This window comes from Kribbella sp. (assembly GCF_035655035.1).
Classification (GTDB): Bacteria; Actinomycetota; Actinomycetes; order Propionibacteriales; family Kribbellaceae; genus Kribbella.
On the sequence record NZ_DASRVN010000256.1, the window covers coordinates 32,946 to 41,918 of the forward strand.

General features: G+C 69.0%; 8 protein-coding genes. 2 read left to right on the forward strand and 6 right to left on the reverse strand.

Annotation, left to right across the window (positions count from 1 at the left end):
• Positions 1-55: 55 nt before the first annotated feature.
• Positions 56-1,075 (reverse strand): LacI family DNA-binding transcriptional regulator, encoded by a 1,020-nt coding sequence (locus VFF46_RS14990; protein WP_325037730.1) that lies wholly within the window; start codon positions 1,073-1,075, stop codon positions 56-58.
• A gap of 100 nt (positions 1,076-1,175) precedes the next feature.
• Between VFF46_RS14990 and VFF46_RS14995 the strand changes: the two genes are divergently transcribed.
• Positions 1,176-2,312, forward strand: coding sequence for a phytanoyl-CoA dioxygenase family protein (locus VFF46_RS14995; protein WP_325037731.1), 1,137 nt, complete (start codon positions 1,176-1,178; stop codon positions 2,310-2,312).
• Positions 2,313-2,482: 170 nt separating this feature from the next.
• The gene (locus VFF46_RS15000; RefSeq protein WP_325037732.1) at positions 2,483-3,484 is read left to right on the forward strand and encodes a Gfo/Idh/MocA family oxidoreductase; all 1,002 of its coding nucleotides are present in this window, start codon (positions 2,483-2,485) and stop codon (positions 3,482-3,484) included.
• Between the two features lie 9 nt (positions 3,485-3,493).
• On the opposite strand, the gene VFF46_RS15005 is transcribed toward VFF46_RS15000, so the two are convergent.
• The 5 genes from VFF46_RS15005 to VFF46_RS15025 form a co-directional block, all read right to left on the reverse strand.
• The gene (locus tag VFF46_RS15005) at positions 3,494-4,636 is read right to left on the reverse strand and encodes a hypothetical protein (protein WP_325037733.1); all 1,143 of its coding nucleotides are present in this window, start codon (positions 4,634-4,636) and stop codon (positions 3,494-3,496) included.
• A gap of 155 nt (positions 4,637-4,791) precedes the next feature.
• Positions 4,792-6,294: a CoA-acylating methylmalonate-semialdehyde dehydrogenase gene (locus VFF46_RS15010; RefSeq protein WP_325037734.1), complete on the reverse strand. Its 1,503-nt coding sequence runs from the start codon at positions 6,292-6,294 to the stop codon at positions 4,792-4,794.
• A 9-nt stretch (positions 6,295-6,303) separates the two neighbouring features.
• Positions 6,304-7,383 (reverse strand): Gfo/Idh/MocA family oxidoreductase, encoded by a 1,080-nt coding sequence (locus tag VFF46_RS15015; RefSeq protein WP_325037735.1) that lies wholly within the window; start codon positions 7,381-7,383, stop codon positions 6,304-6,306.
• Positions 7,376-8,233: an ATP-binding cassette domain-containing protein gene (locus tag VFF46_RS15020; protein WP_325037736.1), complete on the reverse strand. Its 858-nt coding sequence runs from the start codon at positions 8,231-8,233 to the stop codon at positions 7,376-7,378. The genes VFF46_RS15015 and VFF46_RS15020 overlap by 8 nt, the downstream gene beginning before the upstream one ends.
• The coding region (locus tag VFF46_RS15025; protein WP_325037737.1) for an ABC transporter permease at positions 8,230-8,973 on the reverse strand (744 nt) is incomplete at its 5' end. The genes VFF46_RS15020 and VFF46_RS15025, both read right to left, overlap by 4 nt.

Below are 8,973 nucleotides of genomic sequence, written 5' to 3' on the forward strand. Positions count from 1 at the left end.
CTGAGGGCTGGACCGGATTCCGTCGAGCCACCAACGGGATTTGATCAGACGCGGGTCACCGGCTCGGCAGGTTGAACGGAGTGACCGGGTGCAGGTTGCTGGCGGCGGGGCGGACGTCCGGGAGCAGGCCGTGCGCATGCAGGAGGTGCTGGCATGCTCGGTGCAGGTCTGTGGGCAGGTCGTGGTGCAGCACGACGGACAGTGCGCCTGCGCGGAGCAGATCGACGTTGTCGGCGTCCAGGTCGTGGGCGATGAAGCAGCGACAGGTTCGGTCCAGGTCGGCAAAGGCCTGGACGATCGCGCGGTTGCCGCCACCGATCGAGTAGACCGCGTTGATGGTCGGGTCCGCCGTGAGCGCCGCGAGCGTCTGGCTGTGGATCGTCGTGTCCAGCCCGTCGGTCTCGGCGAGTTCGACGACCTGGCGGCCCGGTGACAGCCGGCGCAGGGTGGAGCGGAAGCCCATCTCGCGTTCTTCCTCGCCGCGGAACGAGCCCCGGCTGAGGGTGACGAGCGCGCTGCCCGGCTCCGCGCCGAGCCATTGGCCGAGCAGATACGCCGCAGTCGCACCGGCCGCCCGGTTGTCGATGCCGATGTACGCCACGCGCCGGCTGGTCGGCAGATCGGTGACGAGGGTGACGACCGGGATGCCGGCGTCGGCCAGGCGGTCGACAGCCTCGATCACTTCTGGCTCGTCCGGAGCCTTGAGGATCACGCCCTGCGAACCGCGCTTCCGCAGCTTGTCCAGGGTCCCGACGATGTCGGAGGCCGCGGCGGTCTCGCTCAGATCGAACCTGGCCCGCAGCAAGACCGGGCGCAGACCGGGCAACGTGGCCTCGAGCGCGGCGCGGACGACCTCCGTGAATCGGCGCGGCGCCTGCATGACGAGATCCACCAGCAACGTACGGCCGTCGAGCCGGATCTGCGACGCCTGCCGGTCCAGGTCCTGGATCGCCTGCTCGACCTGGCGGCGCGCCCGGGGACTCACCCCGGCGCGCCCGTTCAGCACCCGGTCGACGGTCGTCTCGCTCAGTCCGGCCTGGACCGCGATGTCGCGGACGCGATGCTCGCGGGGCATGTCAGCCTCCCGGAATGACGGGTTTTTGGTGGATTCAGGGGATTCCGGACCCTTCAACGAACCACCAATCTAGAACCATCGACCCGAGAGGAGCCATCCCATGTGGCTGAACCCCGCAGACGTCCGGCTCGACGACCTGCTGACCGTGCTCAAGGACCAAACCGATCCGGCGGCCTACCCGCACGCCGCGACCGTCGAACAGCAGGTCCCGGTGTACGACGCGACCCGGATCCGGGCCGCGGATCCGCGCGACCTGCAGACCGAGTTCGTCCGGGCGTTCGCCGACGGGCCCGGCATCGTCGTACTGAAAGGGGCCTTCAGCAACGAGGTGGTCGATGCGACGACCCTCGAATTCAACCGGCTGATCGACGCGCAGCACCGCGCGGGCGTGACGGCCGGCGACCACTTCGCGAAGCCGGGTGCGAACGACCGGGTCTGGAACGCGCTCGAGAAGCTCGCGGTCGGTGCACCTGAGGTCTTCACGGCGTACTACGCGAACGACCTGCTCGCGTTGGTGTCCGCGGCCTGGCTCGGACCGGCGTACCAGGTCACCTCGCAGGTCAACGTGGTGAACCCGGGCGGCGCGGGACAGACCGTGCACCGCGACTACCACCTGGGGTTCCAGTCGGACGAGGTGGCGGCGCAGTACCCGGAGCACGTGCATCGGCTGTCGTCCGTGCTCACCTTGCAGGGAGCGGTCGCGCACTGTGACATGCCGGTCGAGTCGGGGCCGACGTTGTATCTGCCGCATTCGCAGAAGTACGGCCTGGGCTACCTGGCGTACCGGCGACCCGAGTTCCAGGCGCACTTCGTGGAGAACCACGTGCAGTTGCCACTGGAGAAAGGCGACGCCGTGTTCTTCAACCCGGCGCTCTTCCACGCTGCCGGGAGCAACAACTCCGCGGACATCAAGCGGATGGCGAACCTCCTGCAGGTCTCGTCGGCCTTCGGTCGCGCGATGGAGAGCATCGACCGGGCCCGGATGATCGAAGCGGTCTATCCCGCACTGCTCGAACTGACCGATCCGGCGGCGGCCGGGCACGTGATCGCCGCGACGGCCGAGGGCTACGCCTTTCCGACCAACCTCGATCGCGACCAGCCGATCGACGGCCTCGCGCCGCAGTCCCAGGCCGATGTACTGCGTGCAGCCGTCACCGAGCGTTGGCTGCCGGACCAGTTGCACCAGGCACTCGTCGAACACGCGGGCCGGCGGCATACGCACGACGCAAGCGCGTGAACGTTCGGCGAACAGCGTCCGGATCACGGGCAGCCGGTGTCGGGCAGCGGTGATCGTGAGGCAGTATGGCGCGTTCGCCGTCGTGAGGAGGACTACCCTTACCGGCGGAACACGCCCCTCGGACGACCACCGTAGGCCGCGCGTCACGGCCAACCATCGAAGGAGAAGGCATGGAACCGCTGCGGATCGGCATCCTCGGTGCGGCCCGGATCGCCGCCCGGGCCATCGTCGAGCCGGCCAAGCTGACCGGAGCCCGGCTGGTCGCGGTCGCCGCGCGCGACACCGACCGGGCCACGGCCTTCGCGACCGAACACGGGGTCGAACGGGTCCATGCGTCGTACCAGGCAGTGCTCGACGATCCCGAGATCGAAGCGATCTACAACCCGCTGGCCAACGGTCTGCACGGCCCGTGGAACCTGCGGGCGCTTGCGGCCGGCAAGCACGTCCTGACCGAGAAGCCGTCGGCCAGTAACGCGGCCGAGGCGCTCCAGGTGCAGGAGGCCGTGCACTCGTCCGGCCTGGTGTTCATGGAAGGCTTCCACTACGCGTACCACCCGGTGATGCGGCGGCTGCAAGAGCTGGTGGCCAAGGGCGAGCTGGGCGAGCTGCAGCACGTCGAGGCGACCATGGTGATGCCCCCGCCGGCCGACAACGACCCGCGCTGGTCGCTGCCGCTCGCAGGCGGTGCTGTGATGGACGTCGGCTGCTACGCATTGCACGCGCAGCGCATGTTCGCTTCTTACGCCGGTGGCGCGCCCAAGCTCCTCAACGCACGCGCCGGCGAGCGCAAGCGCGTCCCTGGCGTCGACGAGTGGCTGAACGCGGACCTGGAGTTCCCCAACGGCGCAACCGGGACAGTGCGGACCAGCATGGCTGCCGAGAGCGTCGAGTTCAGCCTCAAGGTCGTCGGCAGCCGTGGCGAGGCCTTCGCGCCGTTCTACGTCGTGCCGCAGAACGACGACCGCGTCATCGTCACGACGAAGGAAGACACCTGGGTCGAGCACCTCGGCACCCGTACGTCGTACACGTACCAGCTGGAGGCCTTCGCCGGGGCGATCCGCAACGGCGCTCCCCTGCTCACGGACGCCGACGACGCGGTGGCCACGATGCAGCTCATCGACGAGTGCTACGTCGCGGCGGGAATGACCCCGCGGCCGCTGTCCTCGATCTGACCCGCCCACTCACACCACGAGTAGTTGCTCAAGGCCTCTACACGTCATCGGCCGCTCCAACACCCCCACCGCTTCCCGCTCGGCGAAGATCGCCTGATCAGCGTCCTTCGGATCGATCGCCTCGCAGATCGCGTTGTACGCCCAGTTCAGCCACCCCGAGATCGCCACCGCGAACGACCCGAGCTCGAGCCGCGGCCAGTCCCCGCCGTACCCCTCCCGGAACGCCCGCAGCCCCTTCACGTTGACGTCCGGCCGCAACACCCACTGGGTCAGCGCGGACCCGAGCTCCAGCTCCGGCGTCAACGACCCCGCGAAGTCCCACTCCATCACGACCAGCTCGCCGCCACGGCCCTGACGGACATGCCCCGGAATCAGGTTTCGGTTGCAGAGCATCAACCGGCTGGGCACCTCCAGCTCGACAGCCTGCAAGTCGCGGAACGCCGGCAACAACGCTTCGAGCCGCTCGGCCCACGGCTTACCGGCCGCCCGCGCGCGGCCGAGCAGGTCCTGCCACTCCGCGGGTGTACGCCGGTACGTCAGATAACCGTGGATCGGCTCGTCGCTCGCGATCGCCAGCCCGTGCAGCGTCCCGAACACCGCTCCGGCGCGCCGGGCCAGCTCCACCGACGCCGGGAGCATCGGCGACGGCCCGACCTCCAGCCACTCGTGAACCCGCCAGTTCTCTCCCCGCACACTCTCGATCAACCAGCCGCGCGGACTCCTGGCAGGCATCGGCGTAGCCAAGCCCGCCGCAGTAGCCGCCTCCCTTAGCCGCGCGCCAACCTCTGCCTGCTCGTTCGTGATCCACGGGTAGACCGTGACCGCCAGCCACCGCCCGCGGTCAGTCGTGATCCCCCAGCACCGCCCCATCGCGGTGAACACCACGGGCCGCGCCGGAGCCGTCACGACGCCCAGCCCGAACGCCGCAGCCAACTCCTCCGCCAGCCCCGGCGGCGCGGCAGGCGCATCCGCCACCCGCCGCTCCACCTCAGCCCTCAACGCGCCCCAGTCGCGCTCCCCGTACTCTCCCGCCAGCACCCGCTGCGCCTCCGCAAGCGACGTCCCCGGCGAGGACTCCCGTAGTACAGCCAGCAGATCCTTGGCTTCCTTGCGCAGGAACTCGATACTCGGCCGATCCGGCAGCAGTCTCACAACGCGTCCTCTCGCGCCCGGACTCGCACGGGCCTCAAGAGAGCGTCGGCAAACCGCCTCGTGGTTCGGATTGAGGTGGCTTCCAGCCTTCCGGCGAGTCTCGACGCGCCCTCACGCGCCTTTCGAAGCTACCCAACCAGGCGGCCGGCCGTCAATCAGTCGTGGGTCGGGAAGCCCAGGTTGATGCCCCCGTGGGACGGGTCCAGCCAGCGGGACGTGACCACCTTGCCGCGGGTGAAGAAGTGCACGCCCTCGGTGCCGTGCGCGTGGGTGTCACCGAACAACGAGTTCTTCCAGCCGCCGAACGAGTAGTACGCCATCGGCACCGGGATCGGCACGTTGATCCCGACCATCCCGACCTCGACCTCGTTCTGGAACCGCCGCGCCGCACCGCCGTCGTTGGTGAAGATCGCCGTACCGTTGCCGTACGGGTTCGAGTTCACCAGCTCGAGCGCCGCGTCGTACGACGTCGTCCGCAGCACCGACAGCACCGGGCCGAAGATCTCGTCGGTGTAGATCGACATCTCCGGCGTGACCTTGTCGAACAGCGTCGGCCCGAGCCAGAACCCGTCGTCCCCGCCGTCGAAGTCACCCTCGCGCCCGTCGACCACCAGCTCCGCGCCGGACTCCACGCCGGCCGCGACGTACCCGGCGACCTTGTCCCGGTGCTCACCGGTGACCAGCGGACCCATGTCGCAGCCCCGGGTCCCGTCGCCGGTCTTCAGCTTCGCCATCCGCTCGGAGATCTTGCCGATCAGCTCGTCGGCGATCGGCTCGACCGCGACCAGCGCGGAGATCGCCATGCACCGCTCACCCGCGGAGCCGAACCCGGCGTTCACGGCCGCGTCCGCCGCCAGGTCGAGGTCCGCGTCCGGCAGCACGATCATGTGGTTCTTCGCGCCGCCGAGCGCCTGCACGCGCTTGCCGTTCTTGGTGCCGGTCTCGTAGACATACTTCGCGATCGGGGTCGACCCGACGAACGACACCGACTTCACGTCGGGGTGCTCGAGCAGCCGGTCGACGGACTCCTTGTCGCCGTGCACGACGTTCACCACGCCGTCCGGCAGCCCGGCCTCCGTCCACAGCTCGGCCATGGCGTTCGCCGCCGACGGGTCCTTCTCGGACGGCTTGATCACCACACTGTTGCCACAGGCAACCGCGATCGGGACGAACCACATCGGCACCATGGCCGGGAAGTTGAACGGGGAGATCACCGCGCAGACGCCGAGCGGCTGGCGGATCGAGTACACGTCGACCTTGGTCGACACGCCTTCACTGTATCCGCCCTTGAGCAGGTGTGGGATACCGCAGGCGAACTCGATCACCTCGAGCCCGCGGGTCACCTCACCGAGCGCGTCGGACAGCACCTTGCCGTGCTCGGCGGTGATCAGCGCGGCGATGCGTTCCTTGTTCCGGCTGACGAGCTCGCGGTAGGCGAACAGGATCTGGGCGCGCTTGGTGAGCGAGGTCTGCGCCCACGCCTTCGAGGCGTCGTGCGCGACCTTGACGACCTCGTCGACGGTCGCCGCCGAGGCCAGGTCCAGTTCGCCGGTGACCTGGCCGGTCGCCGGGTTGTAGACCTTGCCGGTCCGCTCGGACACGCCGGTCCACGGGCTGCCGCCGACCAGGTGGGTGATGCGTTTGCTGTCAGTACTCACGATGCTCCCTCACGTTCCTAGGACGTTGCCGCGGTCGGCCAGCGCGACCTCGACCGGTGTGCCGCTGCTCAACGACGCGAGCCCGGCCTCGCAGACGGCCGCCGCGGCGTACCCGTCCCAGGCGCCCGGCCCGTCGATCTCGCCGCGCCGGGTGGCGTCGACCCAGCGCTGCACCTCGACGTCGTACGCCTGCTCGAACCGGGTCCGGAAGTCGGCCGGCATCGTGCCGCCCCAGCGCTCCCCGGCCCGGGTGAACACGCCGGACCCGAGCCCGATCGTCGCGCTGCCCCGCTCGGCGACCGCCTCGCACCGGACCTCGTACCCGACCTGGAAGTTCACGAACACCTCGACGTCGGCGATCGCGCCGTTCGCCAGCTCGAACACCGCCAGCTGCGGATCGAACACGCCGTCACCGACGACGCTCGTCGGCTTCGGTTTGTGCACGGTGATGCGGGTGATCTCCTCGTCGAAGAGCCACCGGGCGACGTCGACCTCGTGCACCATCGAGTCCCGGACGATCATCTCGCTCCGGAACGCCGGCCCGGCCGACTTGTTCCGGTGCACGTTGTGCAGCACCAAGGTCCGCCCGAGGTCGCCGGAGTCGAGCAGCTGCTTCAGGGCGGCGTACTCCGGATCGAACCGGCGCATGAACCCGACCTGGATCAGCTGCCGGCCGAGCTTGTGTTCGGCCTCGACCACCTGCAGCGCCGACGCCGCGTCCATCGTCAGCGGCTTCTCGCAGAGCACCGGCTTCCCGTGGTCCAGGCACGCGAACAGCTGCTCGGCGTGCACGGACCCGGGCGAGGCCAGGATCACCGCGTCGACGTCGTCGGCGGCGATCAGCTCCAGCGGATCCTCCACCACCCGGACACCCTCGCCGTACGCCGTGCCGCCCGAGTGCCGCGCGGTACTCCCGGACTCGCCGCCCGCGGGCCACTCCGACAACCGGGCAGCCAGCGCCTCGGCCCGGCCGTGATCGGCGTCGGCCACCGCGACCAGCCGGGCGCCCGACGTCTTCCGCGCGACGCGCTCGGCATGGTCGGCGCCCATCACACCGACGCCGACGACGCCGACCCGCAGGTCACTCATCGTCCCTCCCTTGTGGTTCGTCCACGACCACTCCAGGATCGATCTCCCGCAGCTCGTGGCTCAAGGCCTCCAGCTCGGAACCGCCGGCCATTTCGGTGGTCAGCTGCTCGAGCGTGATCTCCGACCGGTGCGTGTCGAGCGCGACCCGGCCGAGCTTCAGCACGACGAAGTGGTTGCCGACCAGGTACGCGTGATGCGGGTTGTGGGTGATGAAGATGACCCCGATCCCGGCGTCCCGGGCCTTCACGATGTACTTCAGCACCACGCCCGACTGGTTCACCCCGAGCGCCGCGGTCGGCTCGTCGAGGATCAGCACCTTGGCGCCGAAGTGGATCGCCCGCGCGATCGCCACGCACTGCCGCTGGCCGCCGGACAGCTTCCCGACCGGCTGCTCGAGATCGGGGATCGAGATCCCCATCTTGGACAGCTCCTCCTGGGCGATCCGCTTCATCCGCGCCGCGTCGAGCTGCCGGAACGGCCCCTTGGTGATCTCGTTGCCGAGGAAGAAGTTCCGCCAGACCGACATCAGCGGGGCCAGCGCAAGGTCTTGGTAGACGGTCGCGATACCGCTGTCCAGGGATTCGCGCGGCGACGAGAAGTGCCGCTCCTGGCCGTTGACCGACATCCGCCCCGACGTGTAGTCGTGCAGGCCCGCGACGATCTTGATCAGCGTCGACTTGCCGGCGCCGTTGTCGCCCAGCACGCAGGTGATCTCGCCCTGCCGGACCGCCAGCGACACCCCGCGCAGCGCGTTGATGTTGCCGTAGCTCTTGCCGACGTCCTCGAGCAGCACGATCGGCGTGTTCGGGCTGGTCGCCGCGTCGTCCGCGAACGGCTCCGTGGTGGTCATCGCGCCTCCGCCCGGTTTTTCACGACCAGGTTCACAATGGTTGCCAGCAGCAACATCGCCCCGAGGAACGCCTTGAACCAGTCCGGGTTCCAGCCGGCGTACACGACACCGAGCTGGACCATGCCGAAGATCAGCGCACCGACCGCGCCGCCGACGACCGACCCGTACCCGCCGGTCAGCAGGCAGCCGCCGACCACCGCGGCGATGATGTACAGGAACTCCTTGCCGACCCCTTCACCGGACTGCACGACCCCGTTGGAGTTGAACAGCAACTGCATCCCGGTGAACCAGGCGAAGAACCCGACCGCCATGAACAGCCCGATCTTCACCTTCTTCACCGGTACGCCGACCGCCCGCGCGGCCGCCGCGTCACCGCCGGCCGCGAAGATCCAGTTGCCGATCTGCGTCTTCAGCAGCACCCACGCGGCGATCGCCACGAACACGATCCACCAGACGATGATGATCTTGACCGTGATGCCGCCGAGCTTGAACTCCGAGGCGAAGATGGCCTTCGCCGCGCCGAACCCGTCCATGTCGCTGATCGAGTTCGACGCGACGGCGCCGGACGTGATCCGGGTGACCGCGATGTTCAGGCCCTGCAGGATGAAGAACGTCCCCAGCGACACCAGGAAACTGGGCAGTCCGGTCCGCATCAGCAGCCAGCCGTTGAACGCACCGATCGCCAGCGAGAACACCAGCGCGACGACGACGCCGACCCACACGTTCAGGCTGAACTGGTA

Bases quoted from the DNA above. Each gene is read 5' to 3' on its own strand.
- VFF46_RS15015 (WP_325037735.1), bottom strand. From the start codon at position 7,383: ATGAGTGACCTGCGGGTCGGCGTCGTCGGCGTCGGTGTGATGGGCGCC.
- VFF46_RS15000 (WP_325037732.1), top strand. From the start codon at position 2,483: ATGGAACCGCTGCGGATCGGCATCCTCGGTGCGGCCCGGATCGCCGCC.
- VFF46_RS14990 (WP_325037730.1), bottom strand. From the start codon at position 1,075: ATGCCCCGCGAGCATCGCGTCCGCGACATCGCGGTCCAGGCCGGACTG.
- VFF46_RS15020 (WP_325037736.1), bottom strand. From the start codon at position 8,233: ATGACCACCACGGAGCCGTTCGCGGACGACGCGGCGACCAGCCCGAAC.
- VFF46_RS14995 (WP_325037731.1), top strand. From the start codon at position 1,176: ATGTGGCTGAACCCCGCAGACGTCCGGCTCGACGACCTGCTGACCGTG.